Raw genomic sequence first — 21,442 nt, forward strand, 5'->3', positions numbered from 1 at the left:
TATCAGATAAATAAAACGCGGTATTTAATGGCTCCATACCATTGCCAAAACACCGAGGCAAATGGGATAATAATTGACGTATAGATCATTTCTAAAACATGGCTTGGGGCAAGGCTGGTATGTTGCAATCTTTTATAAATAAACCATGTGGTTAGCCCGGCCCATCCGGCAAAGCCGACTGTTGCGAGCGCCGGATAATGGCTTATCCACCCAGCCAGCATCATGATAAAAGCCGCGATAATGCAATAGTAAAACACTGGTGTTTTCTGGCAAATGAGCCTGTTATACAAGTCGGGGTGCTTTTTATAGAGCAATGCATTATACATGGTCTTCTTCTGGTCCTTAATGCTCACACCCCATGAAGATGGCCGTACCGGATGTACAACAACCGCACTTTCTACTCTGGTAATAGGCACGTTATTGTGAATGAATTTAAAATGCAGGTCACTGTCTTCGCGCCAGGCCATCTCAAATTCCTCATCAAATCCGCCTGCCTTTATCAGTGCTTTCTTTGTACAGGCGCAGTTCGCTGTAATAAAATCTGCCGTTTGCAAATGCGCCGTGTTCTGCTCATGATCAGTAGGGCGGCCGCTGATGGGCACTATAACCTTGCCGGTTATAGCGATTTCTTTTTCGGGGTCACAATGGGCAACTATCTGCTGCAGCCAATGTGCATCAGGCAGGCAATCATCGTCGGTAAAAGCAATAATGCTGCCCTTTGCATTTAGCCAGCCATAGTTACGTGCGCCTGCAGGTCCCTTTTTTTGGGAGAGCGGCAGATACTTTATCTGCGGATGATCGTAAAGCGACCACTTGCTAATGGCAGCTTTAGTTTGTTCATCAGGCCCATCGCTCACCACAATAATTTCGTACTGATGTTTGTCAAACTTTTGCTGAAGCAGCGCCTTTAAACAATTAGCTAATAGCTTCGGCCGCTGATACGTCGGTATCACTATAGATACGGTTATCATTTTCTTTTTCTATTACAAATGAACCAATGATCAATGCATCAAAAGGCGACGACCAAAAACATTCTACCGCATCGCGTGGTGTACAAACTATTGGTTTGCCCAGGGTATTAAAGGATGTGTTGACTAATACCGGCACGCCTGTTTTGCGTTCAAATGCTTTCAATAAGTCATAGTAATCTTTATGTTGTTGTTCGTTTATAGTTTGGATTCGGGCAGTACCGTCAGTATGCCTTACAGCAGGTATCTGATCGGCCTTGTCTTCCTTTACATCATAAATGAACAGCATAAACGGAGAGTATTCCGCATTGTTAAACCACTCACCTGCTTTTTCCTGTAATACAACAGGTGCTACCGGGCGAAAGTCTTCCCGGTCTTTTACCTCGTTTAACCTTGCCTGCATGGCCGGGTTAATAGGGGATGCCAGTATGGAGCGGCTGCCCAAAGCCCTTGGGCCAAATTCCATGCGTCCTTGGTACCAGCCAATAATTTTATCTTGCGCAAGAATGTCCGCTGTTTCTTCGGCAATATTTTCAAGCTTCCTATAGGGTACTTTCCAAAGCTTTAGTTGCTTTTCAATTTCAGCGTCACTGTATTGCGGTCCCCAGTAGCAATGGTCCATTACAAAAGTCTTCTCATCGCTTTTCCGTTGCTGCGCGTCTAACCAAAGGGCGGCACCAAGCGCGGTACCATCATCGCCGGATGCAGGTTGTATCCAAATGTTTTTAAAGAAGCCTTTGTCGCGAATACGTGCATTGGCCACACAGTTAAGCGCTACACCACCCGCAAGGCATAGGTTATCTTCTTTAGTTTCTTCGTGTAACCAGCCGGTAAGTTCCAGCATGGCTTCTTCTAAAACTAATTGCAGGGAGTGTGCTACGTTAAAATGGTGTTTAGTAAATTCTTCGTGGCGTAAGCGTTTAGGGCCAAAACGCTCCGTTAGGTTTTGGTTGTTGATGGTATATTGCCCATTAGCGCCAATTTGTACTATCTCGCGAAAATCGTTCACAAACTCCGGCTTGCCGTACGATGCTAAGGCCATTACCTTGTATTCGTCGCTTGAATGGAGGAACCCTAAATGTGTAGTAACATCCTCATACAATAACCCTAAGGAATGCGGCATGTTTACCTGGCCTATACGGTCTAATTGCTGGCCGTGCCCAATATTGTAGGTGGTAGTCGCTTGCTCACCACGGCCATCAACCGTCATTACCGCTGCATTGCGGAACGGAGAGCAATTGAAAGCGCTTGCGGAATGCGAAATATGGTGCTCAACAAAATGCCACTTTTCGCGGCCAATGTGGCAGCCTATAAACCGCTGCTGCAGATGATGCGGCCAACCATCTCTCAACTGGCCGGGTGCGTTTAAAATAGATGACAGGAATAGGGGCTCCCAGGGATTACCAAATTCTTCATTCAAATGCGAACGTCCTTCCTCAAAAGGAATTTCTATCGTTTCCTTGCCTCGATACTTTTCACCAATAAGTAAATAGGGGTCAAACGAATAAGCCACATGGTCTATATCGTTGATATGGATGCCGGCCACTTTAAGGCAATAATCAATTGCATGGAAAGGAAGCTCCCAAGTGGAGAATGGCACCGGCCGCTTGCCGTGTTTGTAATGGGTAAAACGCTCTTCCTCTGTAGCGGCAAGCAAAATACCGTCTTTTACGATACAGGCCGCGGAGTCATGGAAAGCGGCATTTATTCCAAGTGTATACATTCTGGTGGTTTTTAAGGTAGATGTAAGTGCTTTTGAAGCTCCCAAAGTAATAGTGTATTTGGTACGCAGCCCTTTAACAACAGAGTGAAATGTGTTAAGTTTTAAATAAATTAATTTTCTTAAAATGATAATAATTAAAACTATGGAGAATTGTAAAGTGTTGTAGTTGAATAAAAAACAATAGATAATTATGAAAGCAGCCGTATTTCACAAACCTGGCGATATTAGATACGATACCGTTGAAGATCCGAGAATTGAAGACTCACGCGATGTGATTCTCCGCGTTACATCTACAGCCATATGCGGCTCAGACCTGCATATTCTGAGTGGCGGCGTGCCACAGAAAGAGCCAATGGTAATGGGGCATGAGTTTATGGGCATTGTTGAGGAAGTTGGTAGTTCTATTACCAATCTTAAACGCGGAGATAGGGTAGTAGTGCCGTTCCCGATAGCCTGCGGCCATTGCTTTTTTTGCCAGCATGGTGCATCTCCCGCTTGCGAAAATTCAAACTACAAACACTACGGTCCTGATGGCGATATGCTCGATCAAAAAGGTGCTGCCTTATTCGGTTATACCGACCTTTACGGCGGCTATTCAGGCGGTCAGGCAGAGTATGTACGTGTACCTTATGCAGACATCAGCCCAAGGGTAGTGCCCGATAATCTGACCGACGAACAAGTGCTTTTCTTGACCGATATTTTTCCTACCGGATGGTCAGCAATCGACTGGGCCGGGCTAAAAGGCGGTGAGGTTGTAGCCATATTTGGTTCGGGACCGGTTGGCCTGATGGCTCAAAAGGCAGCATGGATTAATGGTGCAAGCAGGGTGATCGCTATTGATCCGCTTGATTACCGTTTAGAGCGTGCGCGTGTCGTTAACAAGGTTGAAACCCTAAATCCGCACAATGTTGATGTAGTTGAAGCTATTCGCGAAATGACAGGCGGTCGAGGTGCTGATGTATGTGTGGATGCCGTAGGGTTTGAACCCGAACGAAGCATTATAGACAAAGCAAAAGCCCTTATCAACTTTGAAGTTGGCAGCATGAAGGTTTTAGATATGGCCTTTAAAGCCGTACGCCGTATGGGCACTGTTTCTATAATGGGTGTGTATGGCTCTACATACGATAACTTCCCTTTCCATCGCTTATTTGATAAAGGTATCACCCTTAAAATGGGGCAGGCACCGGTTATCAACTATGTTGATCATCTGATCGATCTGGTTAAACAGGAGAAAGTTGTGCTGGATGATATCATCTCACACACAATGCCTTTGAGCGAGGTTACAAAAGGTTATGATATGTTCCAGAACAAAGAGGACGACTGTGTTAAAGTAGTTTTAAAACCATGGGAACAATAAAATAGAACTATCAAATAAATGAAAACAGTTGTGAATTATGAGAGCAAAGGCGTGATAACAACCAGCGCAATAAACGGTAGAAGGTATGAGTCGAGTAAACTTTTTGCCGGGGATATGGCGAGATGCAAAAGCCTTTAGAGGAAAAGTAATTAAAGCTATATACAAAAAAACATGTCTGAAGATAAAAAAATGACCCGGCGACAAGCGGTTGCCGGCTTAGGAACTACGTTAGCCGCGGTTGTTGCAGCCCCGGCATTAGCTAATATAACAAATAATACAATGGAAGCAAAACCACTTGAAGACCCGACAACCAAGTATCCTAAACCGCCCTTTATGGAGCAAAGCCAGCCTTGGCCTGGCTTAGCCAGCAAAATGAACCCAAGACCCGATCATGGCGAAACGAGCTACAAAGGATCGGGCAGATTAAAAGGCCGTAAGGCTTTAATAACCGGCGGTGACTCTGGTATGGGTCGTGCCGCGGCCATTGCTTATGCCCGTGAAGGTGCAGATGTAGCCATCAATTACCTGCCTGCCGAAGAACAGGATGCGCAGGAAGTAATTACCCTGATGAAAAAAGAGGGGGTAAAAGCAGTCGCCATTCCCGGCGATCTTCGGGACGAAAGTTTTTGCAAGAGAATGGTTGATGAGGCGGTAAAACAATTAGGCGGACTGGATATACTGGTAAACAACGCCGCCCGCCAGCAAACCCGCAAAACCATTATGGATGTAAGCAGCGATGATTTTGATGCCACAATGAAGACGAACATTTACGCGCCATTCTGGACTATCAAAGCTGCAATGCCGCATCTAAAGCCGGGTTCAGCTATAATTGGTACCACATCAGAGCAGGCGTATGATCCGTCGCCAGATCTTTATGATTATGCGCAGACCAAAGCCGCTACCATGAACTATGTAAAATCTCTGGCAAAACAATTAGCGCCGAAGGGCATCCGTGTGAATGGCGTAGCGCCGGGCCCTATATGGACTCCGCTGCAGGTAAGCGGTGGGGCCACCATGGAAAAGTTAAAACAGTTTGGCGGCCAAACACCAATGGGCAGGCCGGGCCAACCGGCAGAGCTGGCCTCCATATATGTGCAATTGGCTGCGGCCGATGCCAGTTATGCAACCGGGCAGGTATACGGCTCAGCAGGTGGTAGTGGACAACCATGAGAAACAATAAAGGCGGCCATTGGCCGCCTTTATTGTTTCTTAACTATAGTGATCTCTCCATTGTTTTCCATATAAACTTTTTCTATCAGCTCCAGGTTTTCTGTGAGAGCCGACTTGCGAATACTTTGTAAAACATCATCGCGACAAACCTGCATAGCATTCATGTTAGGTTCATCGAACTTGCCGTTCTCGAATAGTACCAATGTGTTGCCTATAAAGGTTTTACGTATAAACTTACTTTTTACGGTAAGCCAGCCTATAAAGCGGTGTAAAAACACAATCACTAAACAGGTTATTACAACAGGGGCAAAGGCAGAGGCTCCTACAACGCTTCGGCTGAGGATAGCTCCCAATAATACAGCCACAATATTATCAACGGGTGCGCGTAAACCGAATGAGCGCCTGCCCGAAATTCTTATCATCATCAGCGCCAGGAAAAAAACCACAATACCCCGCAAACTCATTTGCAATGCATCGAGGTTTTTGCCTTCACCAAAAATATCGATCAATATATCTTTCATAGCATCAATCAGTATCTAAAATATGGGTAAGCATATCTGCGGTAGCCTGTATGGTTTGCGCGATAATTGATTCGCAATCTCCGGAAAAGTTAAATCTTTGATGATGTAATTCATGCCTTATTGTTATAGAAATGAACATGGTACCAACCGGCTTTTCCTGTGTTTCGCTGCCACCGGGTGTGGTAAGCCCGGTTACGCCGACACAAATGTCAGCAGGTATCAATGCTGGCAAACGCTTGGCCAACTCGTCCGTTACTTCCATTGATTCGGGAATGTATCGTTCTATGATTTCATGTGGTACTTTTAACAGACTTTCTTTCAAAGCCGCATCGTAGCACACAATACCCCCTTTGAGTACGCTACCAGAAAACTCGGATAAGGCAAATTCAGAACATAACCACCCTGCTGTGGCACTTTCAGCGAATGCTATGGTTAATCCTTTGTCGGCAATTAACTTGCTACATTCATTTATCTTTTGCTCCATAATTAAAATAATTACTTATTTAACAACTATTGGTTGTGTTTTGTTGCAAATGAATAAGTGTTGTACTTCTTTTAAGTATTTATTTGTAATTAATCTAAATAAAGATATTTTTGCAGTGATCGATATGGGGCTATGTGAGTAGCTATTAATTAATGATGATCAACAATGCGTTTTAAAAAATTAGTTGGCAAACTACACCTCATTCTTGGACTTGTTAGCGGGCTTGTTGTTTTTATTGTAGCGGTTGCTGCTGCAATTTTGGTTTTTGAAGAAGAAGGGCGGGAGCTTTTTCAGCGCGAATTTTACCATGTAGAAAGAATAGGTGAGCACAAGGCTACTTTTAAGCAGATGGCAGATACCATTAAGCTGCACCATCCCGATTTTAAGTTCAGTAGTATACGTTTTAAAGAAAAAGCCGATGCCGCGGTTATTTTTTACAGTAAAAAGGATCGCGCTATTAGCGTTGACCCTTATACCAGCAAAATTATTTCCGTGCGAAACCTTAAAACCGATTTTTTCACGGTAGTATTAAAACTACATACGCATTTGTTAATGGGAGAGGTAGGGGGCGCTATAGTGAAAGCCAACGTACTCATATTTTTTATAATGTGCCTGAGCGGCCTTGTATTATGGTTGCCAAAGCAGTTAAGGCACTTGAAACAGGCATTGCGCATTAAAATTAAGGCTGGTAAATGGAAACGCCTCAATTATGACCTTCATAGTGTACTTGGCTTTTATGCGGCCATTCCCCTAATTATTATTGCTTTTACCGGGATGTTCTTTGTTTATGACTCGGTTAAAAGCAGCGTAGCCGTTGTAACCAATAGCCCTAAGCCTAAAAAAGATAAGATAAAAGTTAAAGCAGGTAACAAAAAGGTTTATGGTATGGATGAGGCTTACCAATATATGCTGCATAATTACCCGGGTGCTATAGAAACATTTATGGCCCCGCCAGCGGGCAAAGACGGAGCCATCCGGGTGCAGATGCGGTACTCTTATACTATTGTAAGGCAACAAAATACTTTATATTTTGACCCATATACCGGGCGGATTATCAAAGCTGATCTGTTCAAAAATTATAATGCTTATGATAAGGTAGCTGCCAGCAACTATAACCTGCATACCGGCCGTTTTACGTTAATTGGTATCTGGGGTAAGATCATTTATTTTCTTGTTTCGCTCATAGCGGCATCATTACCCGTAACCGGGCTGATCATATGGCTTAACAAACAGAAAAAATCATCTAAAAAGGTCAAGCCAGCAGTATCTTTAAAAAGGGAATTGGTCGTAACTTAGTATAATTTAGTCAAAGGTCTAAACGAATAAAGGCTCCCCAAAGGGAGCCTTTATTCGTTTAGAGAACTATCTTTGCCACAAGTATTTAATTATTTAAGCTAATTATTTCCTGAGTAGTACGGTTACTATTGCCGCTAAAGAGGCCAACGCTGTGGCAATACTTATGAGGCCTTGTATCCCAACCTTTTCTCTTGGAGCGTGTTGTGGTACAAATATTTCCGCGCCGGGTTTAACAGACGGATGACTGCGGAAGAAGAGGAATTTTTTAGTGCCTTTAACTGAGCCGTTTGCATATTCAACGTATACCGCCCTTTTATCGGCGCTTGATGCATATCCACCTGCGCGATTGATGTACTCGCTAAGGCTCATACCTTTTTCATAAACTACGTTTATTGGTTTTAACACCTCACCGGATACTTTTACCGTTTGCAGTTCTGTAGGAATGTTAAGAATATCACCATCCTGTAGTATAAGGTCTGATTTTCCACCAGGATGTTTCATGATATCATTAAGGTCAATGCCTACCATATCGCTCCTGATTATTTCATTACCTAAAGCTGTTTTAGACGTGTCAGTTACACCATTCTGTACCTGTAACCTCTTTAAATTCAGGAGTTTTAAACGCTCATTTTTTTGGCTAAGCGTATCATTTTTGTCATTAGGGTTGTTGCCCAAGACAGTGCCGGGACGCTTTAATGAAGCACCTTCAGGGAAAGCCTGGATTGTTAAACCGCCAGCCCGTAAAAGCACATCAGAAATACGCTCGTTTTTCTTTTTAAGCGAGTAGTTGCCCGGATATTTAACTTCGCCTTTTATCAGCACGTTAAGTTGAGGGCGGTTTCTGTCAGCAAGTCGTACCGATATCACATCAAAGGGCTGTAAAATAAAAGGCTGTCCATGATAAGTAAGGTCAGAGTCTACCGCGATAGTGAAAAGATCTGCCGTACGCAGCGACCTGCCGGAAGTATCTGCATTATTTATCCTCCGCGAAACTTCCACACGGGTAAAAGCTGCATCGGGTTTAAGCCCACCCGCCATTTGTATGGCCGTTTCAACACTCATGTTATCGGCATATTTGTAAGTGCCCGGAAGCCTTACTTCACCTTTAACCTCAAAAGTATATTCATCGCGCAGGTCAAGTAATGAATTGATGCTTACTTTATCCTCACGCTGTAAAAGGGGATCAGTGGTTCTGCCGGCTAATACATCGTTCAGATCAACAGACAAAACCGTGGATGAGTTGTCCTTGTTTAACCGCAGCACATAAACCCTGTTAGTAAAGGCATCCTCTTTTAAGCCACCTGCACGGGTAATTAACTTACTTAAAGTTAAACCGTTGCTTAGTTCATAATCGCCGGGCCTGAAAACCGCGCCGCGTATTTGTACACGGTTTGCAAAGCGGTTGAGTATGGTTTCAACCGTAAATTTATCGCCATTATTAGGTCGGTAGGTGCCAAATTCAGCAGCCGGTATATCGGCTATTTGCCTTTCACGGGAAGTATTTTGTACTACTTTTACAGATGCTGTATAGGCGGTTGAAGAAAAGCCGCCGCTGAAGTTAATAAGATCAGTTAACGATTCGCCATCCTTCATTTCATAAATGCCGGGGCGTTTAACATCGCCAGTCATCTCTACCCGTTTTTTGTAAACAGGCACACTAATTACATCCTGATCCTGCAGGCGTATATTGCTGTTTTGCAAGCCTTTTAGTAAAAAGTCATAAATATCAACGGTTTGTATAACCCTATTGTTCCTGACTACGTGAATATCCCTGAATGAGCCGTTCTCATTTGGCCCTCCTGAAAGGTAAAGAGCATTAAATACCGATGACAAGGAAGATACAGTATAGGACCCGGGTTTTCTTACCTCTCCAACCAGGGTTACCCTAATACTTCTAATGTTACCTATATTAACATTAACCGTGGTGCGGCCTGTTCTAAGCGCAGGATAGGTTTTAGATAGCGCCGCTTTTATTTTCGTTTCGGCACGCTCAATGGTTAAGCCTCCAACGGCTATCACACCGGCATATTGCACTCTTATAGTACCTTCCGGGCTTACTTTGAGCCGGTAACTGGCTTCGTTATCACCTGTAAGGTCCAGCAATATCTCATCATCAGGCCCTATTACGTAATTTTTGGGAGTAGCTATCCTAAGGTTGGGCTCAAAAGTTTGAGTACCATCTCTGAATAAATTTTCACCGAATATTTTAGGCGACAGATTGGCAAACGCGTCAGCCATGCTCTTTTGTTTGCTTCGTGAGCTACTGTCAGCAGCCATACCGTTTATCTTTCTTCCCGAGGGTATGGTGTCCGTATCGGTTGATTGGTTGTTATTGTTGTTATTGCCTTTATTACGAAGATTACTTATCCTCACACGTAGTTTAGCAATTTCTTCGGGAGGCATACCTCTTGAAGCGGCAAGCTGGGCGGCCTGGTCGTCACTGTAGCCAAGTGAGTTCGCTTTTTTTACCAGTTCCAGTACTTGCTGGTCATTCAGGTCATCAACTTTAATATTTTGTAAATTTTGGCCATAGCTATTCATGCATAAAAAAACAAGAAACATGACCAAAATGGTATAAAGTGATTTTTTAAAGATCATATGTGATGTGTAGAGACAGAAAAATGATGTTTAGATATTTGCACTATAACCTACGGTTGACACCGTTTATTGCGGCACCTTAATAATTAACTTTTAAGCTGATGCTCAATTTACAATCAAGTAAAATTTTTGTTTGTTAAAAGTTTAGAAAATATAATGCAGACATAATTTTTAATAGAGAATTTTTCATAGTGTTGACGGGTACAAATATGAAAATAATAATCGGATTTAGCTTTGTAAATGTATGCATGCAACTTTGTCAGTATGTGTAATACCTACTCTACGGGCTAAATGCACTTGTTGTAACACTATAGCTAAAATTTAAATAATAGTTATTATTCTTCTGGTTACAAATTGAAAGGTTTTTCAATAATGGTTTAACGGTTACCAGATTTAGGATAATAAAGAATTTTCTGAGATAAGTAAAAATGTTCATAAGACGTTTTAAACCAATAAAAACAGTATAAAGGCTTAAATATTTTTAATATTTGAATGTCATAAACGCCTAATTTCCTATATTAATGCCGATTTCAATCTAAACAATAAACTAAAACGCAAGGTTGTAAAATCTTGTGCGTATTACTTAATGAGTATCCTTGCCGATCAGAAATATTATGGAAGTGCTGAAGGTGAAATGCTGCTACACCATTTGTTTGAGCAACAAGCAAAGCAGCATCCTGATGTAGTAGCCGTGCAATTTGGAGATGAGCGCATCACCTATGCTGAAATGAATAGGAGGGCCACTCAAGTGTCCGAAGTAATTTCCGCAACCAGTCCCGAAGCGCTTGTAATAGGAGTAAGCGCTACACGCTCTATAGCTACCATGGTAAGCCTGTTTGCCATATTAAAAGCAGGTAAAGCGTATTTACCCTTAGACCCCACTTTTCCCGCCGAACGCCTTCAGGATATTATTCTCGATAGCGGAATGGATACCTGCCTTGCCCCGGCGGCAGATGTGGATGTTTTTGGAAAACTCGTTAAAAACGTTATCATTTCAGACGGAGATATACAGGCTCCAGAGGAATTGCCGATAAGGGTTGCCAAAACCGGTATAGCTTATATCATTTACACATCAGGCTCTACAGGTAAACCAAAAGGCGTTTGCGTGGCCCATGCCGGGCCCATCAATTTGATTAAATGGAACCAACGCATAGCGCCATACCTGGGCATTGGGCATCGTACGCTTCAGTTTTCGCCACTGATATTTGATGCCTCTGTGATGGAGATACTCTGTACCTTATGTACAGGCGGTACCATGGTGCTGGTGCAGGAGGAGGTGCGTATTGACCCAATAAGGCTACTTAAGTATATTAACGACCAACAGGTAAACCGCATCATTGTCACTTTTGTGGCACTACAGTATTTAACTGAGGCTGCCGATGCCGAACAATTCTTTCCCGCGTCATTGCAGGATGTGATCAGCGCGGGAGAGCAGTTAAAGGTTACGCCGCAGATACTCCGCTTTTTTAAGGCTTTGCCCGGCTGTATTTTTTATAACATGTATGGCCCTACAGAGGCCAGCGTTTGCAGCACCGCCTTAAAACTGGAAGGTTCGCCTGATGCCTGGCCACTGCTGCCCAATATTGGCAAGCCTATTGATGGTGTTAATATTGTTGTGTTGGATGAACAACTACAGCAGGTACCTGATGGCGAACAGGGAGAATTATGCATTAGCGGCATTAGTTTGGCCGAGGGTTACCTTAACCGTGCCGACCTTACCGCGGAAAAATTTGTAGACTGGCAAGACGGCGATGGCAATGCCCGTAAAGTATACCGCAGCGGCGACCTTTGCCTTTACCTGCCTGATGGGAACATCGAGTATTTGGGCCGCAAGGATACCCAGGTAAAAATACGTGGTAACCGGGTTGAGATAGGGGAAATTGAGGTATTACTTAACCAGATGGATGGCATTCAGCAATCTGTTGTGGCGGCACGGGAAGATGTGCCGGGCCAGAAACGGTTGGTAGCTTATTTAAAGGCCGGGGGCGACAAAAAAGATATTTCTTACCTGCGCGATAGCCTGGAGAAGCACCTCCCCGAATACATGATCCCGTCCGCTTTTGTATGGGTTGATGGCTTTGTGGAAACTACCAGTGGTAAGATCGACCGCAATAAACTCCCCGCGCCTCATATGCAGCGCCCTGAATTATCGGTGCTGTATAAAGCGCCCGCTAACCCAACAGAAAAACGAATAGCAGATTACTGGGCCGGGTTGCTGCAAATAGACAGGGTAGGCGTTTACGACAATTTTTTTGAGCTGGGTGGTAATTCCATACTGGCACTTAAAACAGTTGCCGCTTTAAAAAAGCAGTACAATTATACTTTACCTATTACTAAAGTATACCAATACCCAACGGTAAATGGCATAGCATCCTACATCGATGGCAACAAAACAGTAGCCAGGGTAAATGCTGCAAAGCCGAGAAATAACGGTAACCAGGATATAGCTGTGGTAGGCATGGCGGTGCGTTTTCCCGGTGCTAATAATGTAGATGAGTTATGGAAGCTGCTTACCGAAGGACGGGAAAGTACCTCTTTCTTCAGCGACGAAGAATTGGATAAAAGCATTCCTATCGAAATACGCAATGCGCCTAATTATGTAAAAGCGCGCGGTATTGTTGAAGGTGCTCAAGGCTTTGATGCCGCTTTTTTTGGCATTAACCCTAAAGTGGCGGAGTTGATGGATCCTCAACAGCGTATTTTCTTGGAGCTGGCCTGGGAGGCGCTTGAAACCAGCGGGCATTTACCCGAACATTACAATGGGGTAATTGGGGTTTACGGCGGTGTAGGTAACAATACCTATTATATTAATAATGTATTAGCGCATCCTGATAAAATAGAGAATATAGGGCGGTTCTTAACCGCTACCATAAACGAGAAAGATTATATAGCTACCCGCACAGCTTATGAGCTAAACCTTACCGGCCCCGCTGTAAGCGTACACGCGGCCTGTTCTACCTCTTTGCTGGCTATTGCGCAGGCGGCCGATGCCATTCGGAACGGCCAATGTACGGTAGCGCTTGCCGGAGGGGCATCCATCAGTACACCTATCAACAGTGGGCATCTTTATCAACAAGGAACCATGCTCAGCGCCGATGGGCATTGCCGCCCGTTTGATGCCGAGAGTGATGGTACCGTATTTAGCGATGGAGCCGGTATAGTAGTGCTCAAAAATATGGATGATGCCATAAAAGATGGCGATACCATTTATGCCGTTTTAAAAGGAGTAGGGTTGAATAACGACGGTGGCGGAAAAGGTAGCTTCACTGCGCCAAGCGCTGACGGGCAGGCAGGGGCTATTGCTATGGCTATCGCCGACGCAGGTGTAGAGGCTGCTAACATTTCCTACATTGAGGCTCATGGCACAGCCACTGCTTTAGGCGACCCTATAGAGATAGAAGGCTTAAACCTGGCTTTTGGCAAGCAGGAACATAACCAGTATTGCGCCATAGGCTCTATCAAGAGTAACATGGGGCATTTAGTAGCAGCGGCGGGTGTGGCAGGGTTCATTAAAACTACGCTGGCACTGTATCACCGGCAAATACCGCCTTCATTGCATTACACAAGGCCGAACCCTAATATCGACTTCACTGAAAGTCCATTCTTTGTCAACACATCCTTACGTAACTGGGGGGCTGTAGGCAAACGAATAGCAGGTGTAAGCTCATTTGGAGTAGGCGGGACCAATGTACACACGATACTGGAAGAATATCAGCAAAATGAAGATAATGAAACCATTGAGCAACGCCCGTTTGAGCTGATCAGTTGGTCGTCTAAAACCGCTACCAGCGCTTCAAAGTACGCGGATAGATTGTACTATTATATACAGGATCATCCCGAAGCCAGCTTAAGCGATATAGCTTATACGTTGCATACCACACGTGCGGATATGCGCGAGTGTAATTTCATCATAGCCGCCGACAGGCAGGACCTGATGGAAAAGCTCATGAATTACAAAAGGGATGTAACCAATTCAAAGGTGCTTAACCAGCAGGCAACAGAAGTAGTATTTATGTTCCCTGGCCAGGGTGCGCAATACCTCAATATGGGCTATGATTTGTACAAACATGAGCCCGTATTTGCCGCTGCGGTAAGTGAGTGCGTGGCCATTCTGCAAGGTACGGCTCATGCCGGCATCCTTGATGTAATATATGCTGAGGAAACCGCTGAAGCCGCGGAAAAACTGAAAAATACTTTTTATACCCAGCCGGCTATCTTCATCACTTCTTACGCCATGGCCAGGCTATGGATCAGCTGGGGCATTGAGCCGGCCATACTGATGGGGCATAGCATTGGCGAATTTGTTGCAGCGCACCTGGCGGGGATATTCAGTTTGGAAGATGCCCTTAAACTGATCACTGAACGTGCCCGCCTGGTAAGCGAAGTGGCCGAAGGTGATATGCTATCCGTACGGGTAGCGCCGGATGAACTGGAAAAAATACTACCTGCTGATTTGTCGATAGCGGCGGTCAACAGCAACAAACTATCTGTAGTAGCAGGCACAAAAGCAGCCGTCGCCGCATTTGCCGTGCAACTGGAGGCGAAAGGTATACCCGGCCGTATGTTGCAAACCAGCCATGCCTTTCACTCGGCCATGATGGATGGTATCGTAGCACCGTTTGAAAGCGTTGTGCGCACGGTACAGCTTAACCGCCCGGTGAAACCGGTATTATCTACCGTTACCGGCGATTGGCTTACCGAGGCCGAAGCGACCGATCCGGCTTATTGGGCTAACCATTTACGTAAAACGGTACATTTTGCCCGTGCTGTAGACCGTGTGTGTGAAGAAAAAGGCCGCGTATTATTAGAGGTAGGTCCGGGCCGCACCCTGGCCACCCTTGCCGCCCAGCAGGCACCTGTAGATGTGGTAACTACCATTGCCGGGATAGATAACAATAAGCAGCCCGAGTATGTGTCTGCCCTAAAAGCCATGGGGCAGCTTTGGTTAAACGGTATTACACCCAACTGGAATAAGTTTTACGGGGATGGGCATAAACGTTTAACTCTACCTGCCTACGCTTTTGATCATAAGATATATTGGGTAGAACCAGCGCTGGCAACCCCTGCATTAACAGTAAATTACCAGCCGGGAGAAATAGTGCCCGATTCGCTATCTTTAACTATACAAGAGAATATCATACAAAATACCATGACGAGAAAAGATTTTCTGGCCGGTAAACTCCAGGGCATATTCGCTGATGCAGCGGGTATAGACATTGATAATGCCTCTGCTGATGTCAGCTTCCCTGAGATCGGGTTCGATTCGCTTTTGCTTACCCAGATAGCCACCAATCTTAAAAAAACGTTCAATGTAAATATCACCTTCAGGAAACTGTTTGAAGATTACAACTCTATCAACCTGCTGGCAGATTTCCTGGACAAAACCATACCGGCAGGGCAGTTTGAACCGGCTCCAGCCACGAACACCGCAACGCCGGCAGCCAACAAACAGGCAGTTTATACCCAGGCGGCTCCGATGCCGCGAGCCATGCCACTAACGGGTAATGGAAGCGAGGTTGCTCTTAACATGATTAGCCAGCAACTGCAATTATTGGCCGGCCAGATAGCGCAGTTACAGGGTTATGAAGCCAAAACGGCCAACCATACCCCCACCAACCACCAACCAATCCCCAACGGGCTGCAAAGCGAACCTGTGGCGCCCTTACTGCTCGACCAGGAGCCGGAGGTAACCGAGGAGGAGATGGTAGAGATAAAAAAACCGTTTGGGGCCACTGCACGCATTGAACGAAAAGTGCAGGAGCTTGACGATAAGCAAATGGCCTGGCTTGCTGACCTTACCAAAAGGTACAACGATAAAACACGTAAGAGCAAAGAACAAACACAACAGCACAGGGCCTACATGGCCGATCCACGGGTAGTGAGCGGGTTTCGCCCGTTAACCAAAGAGGTGGTATATCCTATAGTTATCAATAAGTCAAAAGGTAACCGCTTGTGGGATGTTGACGGCAACGAATACATTGACGCACTAAATGGCTTTGGTTCAAATATGTTAGGTTATCAGCCTGATGTATTAAAAAAGGCCATACATGAGCAGATAGACCTTGGCTATGAAATAGGCCCGCAGCATGAACTCGCTGGTGAGGTATGTAAGCTGATGTGTGAATTTACAGGCCATGATCGCGCGGCATTATGCAATACAGGTTCTGAAGCTGTACTTGGGGCAATGCGTATAGCGCGCACGGTAAGCGGAAGGTCACTCATTGTGGCCTTTAGCGGTTCGTATCATGGTATTATGGATGAGGTGATTGTACGTGGTACCAAAAAGTTAAAAACGTTCCCTGCCGCATCAGGTATTTTGCCGGAAAACGTTCAAAATATGCTCATCCTCGATTATGGTACGGACGAAGCCTTACGTATAATCAGCGAGCGTGCCGATGACATAGCGGCGGTATTGGTAGAGCCAGTACAAAGCAGGCGCCCTGAATTTCAACCGGTTGAGTTTCTTAAGAATCTGAGGACACTTACTGCCGAAAAGCAGATATGCCTTGTGTTTGACGAGGTGATCAGCGGTTTCCGTTTTCATCCCGGTGGTACGCAGGCTTTGTTTGGTATCAAAGCGGATTTGGGTACTTACGGCAAGGTAATAGGCGGAGGCATGCCGGTTGGCGCAATATGCGGTAAAGCAGCATATATGGACGCGCTTGATGGTGGCTACTGGCAATATGGCGATGATTCGGTACCGGAAGTGGGTGTGACGTATTTCGCCGGAACTTTTGTACGCCATCCCTTAGCTCTCGCTGCAGCTAAAGCGTCATTATTATACATGAAAGAACGTGGGCCTGCTTTGCAGGAAAAACTTACAGGCCTGGCCACACGTTTAAGAGAGGGAATGGAAGTTACCTGCCGTAAGCTGGATATTCCTGTTTCTACCGTAGGTTTTGGTTCGCTATGGCGTATTAAATTTTTCGAAGAGATACCGTACAGCGAATTGCTGTTTACACTTATGCGGCTGAAGGGCATACACATACTCGACGGTTTTCCGTGCTTTATGACTGATGCCCACTCAGAGCAGGACGTAGACTTTATGATAGCGCAATTTAGCGCGAGCATACAGGAGATGGTTGATGTTGGCTTTTTTAAACAAAGTCAGCCTGGAAATACCTCGGCTGATCATGAGGTTAAAACGGTTAATCTCGCAGCAATGAATACCCCACCAGTTGCCGGAGCAAGGCTGGGACGCGATAAAGAAGGAAACCCCGCCTGGTTTATAGAGGATAAGGCCAACCCGGGAAAGTATTTGCAATACAACATCAGTAATAATTAATGCCCGAACAGACAGCTACATATAATCCCCAGGTTAGCACTGAAGCGTTTAACCCGTTTACCGGGCCCGAAATTTTACTAATTGCCCCTGCTACCGAACCCCAGATGGAGATCTGGACATCGTGCCTTATCGGCGGAAACGATGCCAATTGCGCATATAATGATTTTGCTACCATCACGCTTACCGGACACGCGTTTGATAAGGAAGCCATGTTTGCCGCCATACAAGCACTTAGCGACAGGCACGAAGCTTTACGCACCGTATTTAGCGCCAGTGGCGAGCATATCATTATTTATAATAATCCATCGGTAAAGGTTGACTATTATGACCTTTCAGGACAGGATGACGCGCAAAACAAATTGTTTATTGAAAATTATAATAAGCAACTGGCAATAACACCATTAGATCTGGTTAACGGGCCGCTTTTTAAGACGGCCTTAATAAAACTCAGCGCAGATGAGCACATGGTCATATTGCTTACCCATCATATTGTTTGCGATGGCTGGTCAATGGGGATCATTATGCAGGAACTTGGAAAGCTTTATTCTGCCTTTGCACAAGGCTTCGAAGTTGATTTGCCGCCTACACCAAGATTTAGCCAATATGCTGAAGAGGAGGCCAACACATGTAACAATGCCGAGCACCTGGAAACCGAGCAATACTGGATAGAGCAATTTAAGGGTAGCGATCACCTGTTAGACATACCTACAGACAACCCACGGCCCGTACCACGTACCTTTAAAAGCACACGGGCCGATTACGGGCTGGATACTTTACTGGTAAACGATTTAAAAGCTTTCGCACGTAAAACAGGGGTAAGTTTGGTAACTACTATACTGGCATCTTTTGAAGTGCTTTTGCATCAGATTACCGGGCAGGATGAAGTTATTGTAGGTTTACCCGCCGCAGGGCAGTCGGCCACGGGCAACTTTAGCCTTGTAGGGCATTGCGTTAACCTGTTACCGCTGCGAAGTTTTCCGCATGGAAACCAAACTTTTGCCAACTATCTCAAAGAACGAAAAGATACGGTTCTGGACGCGTACGATCATCAGCAGTATACCTTTGGCAGCTTACTTAAGCGATTGGCTATTCCTCGCGATCCATCACGGTTACCGCTGGTGCCGGTCATATTCAATATTGACATTGGTATGGATGATGGTATCGCTTTTCACGAGCTTAAACATCGCTACATCAATAACCCGCGTGAGTACGAAACCTTTGAGATATTCTTAAATATTACCGATAATAAAGGCACGCTTACCTTTGAATGGTCGTATAATACTCAGTTATTCCAGCCGGCAACCATTTCGCGTTTCATGCAGGAGTTTGAACACCTGCTGCGGTATGTGATCAAAAATCCGGATGCATTGATAGGTAAAATACCGCTCATGAACGCGGAGCAGGTAAAAGAACTGTTAACCAAGTGGAATAACACACAAGTGGCATACCCTAAGGATAAGCCGCTGCATCATATCATCAGCGAAACCGCGTCGCAATATCCTGATAGAATATCGTTAAAATTTAACGGGCAGGAATTGACTTATAATCAGCTTAACAAAAAAGCCAACCAGTTAGCTGCTGTTTTGATTGAAAAAGGTGTTAAGCCGGGTGATAAGGTAGCTATCTCCATGGATAGGAACGCTGACCTGGTTGTGGCACTACTGGCCATCATGAAAGCTGGGGCTACTTACTTACCGCTCGACCCGATATTTCCCATCAACCGCATTAATTACATGCTGGAGGATTCGGGTGCGGTTGTTTTGATCACCACTAAGATTTACAGTCAGCGTTACGTATCTAACGCCAAAGAACTATTGCTTGAAGAGGTAATACCAAGCCTTGGAAATTATCCGGAAACAGATCCTTTGGTAGAAGTAAATGGCGATGACCTCTTGTATATCCTGTACACATCCGGGTCAACAGGGCAGCCTAAAGGAGTACAGATCAAACATCACAACGTGGTGAATTTTTTGTACAGCATGCAAAAGCAGCCCGGGCTTACCAATACCGATAAACTGCTGGCGGTTACCACCATCAGCTTTGATATTGCGGGGCTGGAGTTATGGCTGCCGCTCATTACAGGCGCTCAAATTGTACTGGCTGACGCAGGTACTGCCAAAGATGGGAATGTATTGCTGGATATCATCCGCAAGGAGTATATTACGGTTATGCAGGCAACGCCATATACATGGCGTATCATGCTCGAATCCGGCTGGAAAAACGAGCGGATAAAAGTAATACGCGGAGGAGAGGCCTTACCTATGGACCTTGCCACCCGTATTTTGGAGAGGGCAACATCTTTATGGAATGTTTACGGGCCTACCGAAACAACAATATGGTCTACCTTAAAAGAAATAAAAGCTACAGACGAATCCATTAATATTGGAAGACCCATTGATAATACTTATATATATGTTTTAGATAAGTTTTATAACATGCTGGCACCCGGGGCCGCGGGCGAAATATTTATTGGTGGGGAAGGTGTTGCTAAAGGATACCTTAACCGGCCCGAGCTTACAGCCGAAAAGTTTGTTGCCGACCCGTTTGACAACACGCCTGGCGCCATGATGTATGGCACGGGTGATTTGGGAACCTTTACGCCTGATGGCGAACTTGTTTATCTTTCGCGTATAGATGCCCAGGTAAAAATAAGGGGTTACCGCATTGAAACGGGAGAAATAGAATACAATCTTTCCAAAGAAGAGGCGATAAAGCAGGCTGTTGTAATTGCACGTAACGATAAAAACGGGGTGGCTAAACTGGTAGCCTACATAGTGCTCAACGAGCAGTATAAGAAAATAGAGGATTATACCGATCTGATACATCAATGGCGTGTGGCATTGCGAAATGCCGTACCCGATTATATGGTACCGGATAATTTTGTGGTGACGGACGAAATGCCGCTTACACCCAATGGGAAAGTAGATAAGAAAGCACTCGCCGCGCAGGATGTGGAAGCCGTTGAAACGGTTCGTTATGTTGCACCCACAACCGAAAATGAGCAACTGCTGGCAAAAATATGGGCCGAAATGCTGGGCATTGAACAGGTGGGTATACACGATAACTTTTTTGAGTTAGGCGGGCACTCCTTAATAGCAGTTAAAGTAATGGCCCGCATAGAAAAGGAAACAGGGGAGCGGTTACCTTTAGCCATACTGTTTGAAAACTCGACCATTGAGAAGCTGGCATCGGTACTGGATAACGACAGTAATGCTATCTCATGGGACTCATTAGTGCCTATTAAACCAACAGGTACCAAAGTACCTATTTACATTGTACATGGTGCAGGGCTTAACGTGTTGTTATTTAATACGCTTGCCAAACACCTTGATGCCGACCAGCCTGTATATGGCTTGCAGGCCAAGGGCCTCAATGGGGTAGACGAACCGCTTAACCGTATTGAAGATATGGCTGCTCATTACATAGCCTCCATACTGGCGAAAAATCCTGACGGGCCGTATGCGCTGGCGGGCTTTTCTTTTGGTGGGCTCATTGCTTTTGAAATGGCCAGGCAAATGAAAGCCTTGAACAAGGATGTACGGATGCTGGGTATGTTTGATACTTATGCTTATCGCACACCGCATTATGACCCGCTTACCACTCAGTTGTTAAAACGTGGTTTATACTTTGGACGAAAGATCTGGCATTCCGTCACCTTTAAGGATGGTTTCATCAAAACCATTAATAAACGATCAACGGCTGTAAAGCGTGGTTTGACCCGCCTGTTTTGGAAACTGCGCTATGGTAAAGAACAAAATCAGGCCGGCTTTTTCGGGTATTCTCACCGGATAGATGAAATGAATGATATAGCGCAAAAGTATTATCGTATACAACCATCAGACCTGGAAATAGAGCTCTTTAGGGCTGAAACCCGTTCTTATTACCTGGACGATTATGTTTATATGGGTTGGAAACCTTACGCGTTAAAGGGCATTAATATCCATAACGTACCGGGTGAGCATAACACCATGTTTAAAGAGCCTAATGATAAAGTTTTTGCACGGGTACTGCAGGACTGTTTGGATAAAATTAACTATTAA

10 protein-coding genes are annotated in these 21,442 nt (G+C 45.0%); 5 read left to right on the plus strand and 5 right to left on the minus strand.

Annotated features, from left to right (window positions below; all coding sequences use genetic code 11):
- Nucleotides 1–2 precede the first annotated feature (2 nt).
- Entirely contained in the window at nt 3–971 is a 969-nt protein-coding gene (locus CKK33_RS10380; protein WP_095704042.1) for a glycosyltransferase family 2 protein, read from the minus strand.
- On the minus strand, nt 916–2,691 hold the full coding sequence (locus CKK33_RS10385; protein ID WP_095704043.1) for a carbamoyltransferase C-terminal domain-containing protein: 1,776 nt from the start codon (nt 2,689–2,691) through the stop codon (nt 916–918). The genes CKK33_RS10380 and CKK33_RS10385 overlap by 56 nt, the downstream gene beginning before the upstream one ends.
- Nucleotides 2,692–2,881: 190 nt before the next feature.
- Between CKK33_RS10385 and CKK33_RS10390 the strand changes: the two genes are divergently transcribed.
- A complete protein-coding gene (locus CKK33_RS10390; RefSeq protein WP_095704044.1) occupies nt 2,882–4,048 on the plus strand; it encodes a zinc-dependent alcohol dehydrogenase in 1,167 nt (388 codons plus the stop codon).
- A 279-nt stretch (nt 4,049–4,327) separates the two neighbouring features.
- Entirely contained in the window at nt 4,328–5,218 is an 891-nt protein-coding gene (locus CKK33_RS10395; RefSeq protein ID WP_233138186.1) for an SDR family oxidoreductase, read from the plus strand.
- Nucleotides 5,219–5,247: 29 nt separating this feature from the next.
- Here the strand turns inward: CKK33_RS10395 and CKK33_RS10400 are convergent, their stop codons facing one another.
- Nucleotides 5,248–5,739, minus strand: coding sequence for a DUF421 domain-containing protein (locus CKK33_RS10400; RefSeq protein WP_095704046.1), 492 nt, complete (start codon nt 5,737–5,739; stop codon nt 5,248–5,250).
- A gap of 4 nt (nt 5,740–5,743) precedes the next feature.
- Nucleotides 5,744–6,223 carry a CinA family protein gene (locus tag CKK33_RS10405; RefSeq protein WP_095704047.1) on the minus strand — a complete coding sequence of 160 codons (480 nt, stop codon included), beginning with the start codon at nt 6,221–6,223 and terminating at the stop codon, nt 5,744–5,746.
- Nucleotides 6,224–6,388: 165 nt separating this feature from the next.
- On the opposite strand from CKK33_RS10405, the gene CKK33_RS10410 reads away from it, so the two are divergent.
- Nucleotides 6,389–7,519, plus strand: coding sequence for a PepSY domain-containing protein (locus tag CKK33_RS10410; protein ID WP_095704048.1), 1,131 nt, complete (start codon nt 6,389–6,391; stop codon nt 7,517–7,519).
- A 102-nt stretch (nt 7,520–7,621) separates the two neighbouring features.
- Here CKK33_RS10410 and CKK33_RS10415 read toward each other — a convergent pair whose 3' ends face one another.
- On the minus strand, nt 7,622–10,060 hold the full coding sequence (locus CKK33_RS10415) for an SLBB domain-containing protein (RefSeq protein ID WP_233138187.1): 2,439 nt from the start codon (nt 10,058–10,060) through the stop codon (nt 7,622–7,624).
- Nucleotides 10,061–10,703: 643 nt separating this feature from the next.
- On the opposite strand from CKK33_RS10415, the gene CKK33_RS10420 reads away from it, so the two are divergent.
- The gene (locus CKK33_RS10420; RefSeq protein WP_233138188.1) at nt 10,704–17,402 is read left to right on the plus strand and encodes a polyketide synthase; all 6,699 of its coding nucleotides are present in this window, start codon (nt 10,704–10,706) and stop codon (nt 17,400–17,402) included.
- Nucleotides 17,402–21,442, plus strand: coding sequence for an amino acid adenylation domain-containing protein (locus tag CKK33_RS10425; RefSeq protein ID WP_095704050.1), 4,041 nt, complete (start codon nt 17,402–17,404; stop codon nt 21,440–21,442). Before CKK33_RS10420 ends, CKK33_RS10425 begins: the two co-directional genes overlap by 1 nt.

This window comes from Mucilaginibacter sp. MD40 (assembly GCF_002288635.1).
Taxonomy (GTDB): domain Bacteria; phylum Bacteroidota; class Bacteroidia; order Sphingobacteriales; family Sphingobacteriaceae; genus Mucilaginibacter.

Coding starts and splice junctions, on each gene's coding strand:
- CKK33_RS10405 (WP_095704047.1), bottom strand. CDS start 6,223: ATGGAGCAAAAGATAAATGAATGTAGCAAGTTAATTGCCGACAAAGGA.
- CKK33_RS10380 (WP_095704042.1), bottom strand. CDS start 971: ATGATAACCGTATCTATAGTGATACCGACGTATCAGCGGCCGAAGCTA.
- CKK33_RS10425 (WP_095704050.1), top strand. CDS start 17,402: ATGCCCGAACAGACAGCTACATATAATCCCCAGGTTAGCACTGAAGCG.
- CKK33_RS10390 (WP_095704044.1), top strand. CDS start 2,882: ATGAAAGCAGCCGTATTTCACAAACCTGGCGATATTAGATACGATACC.
- CKK33_RS10410 (WP_095704048.1), top strand. CDS start 6,389: ATGCGTTTTAAAAAATTAGTTGGCAAACTACACCTCATTCTTGGACTT.
- CKK33_RS10420 (WP_233138188.1), top strand. CDS start 10,704: ATGAGTATCCTTGCCGATCAGAAATATTATGGAAGTGCTGAAGGTGAA.
- CKK33_RS10385 (WP_095704043.1), bottom strand. CDS start 2,691: ATGTATACACTTGGAATAAATGCCGCTTTCCATGACTCCGCGGCCTGT.
- CKK33_RS10395 (WP_233138186.1), top strand. CDS start 4,328: ATGGAAGCAAAACCACTTGAAGACCCGACAACCAAGTATCCTAAACCG.
- CKK33_RS10415 (WP_233138187.1), bottom strand. CDS start 10,060: ATGAATAGCTATGGCCAAAATTTACAAAATATTAAAGTTGATGACCTG.
- CKK33_RS10400 (WP_095704046.1), bottom strand. CDS start 5,739: ATGAAAGATATATTGATCGATATTTTTGGTGAAGGCAAAAACCTCGAT.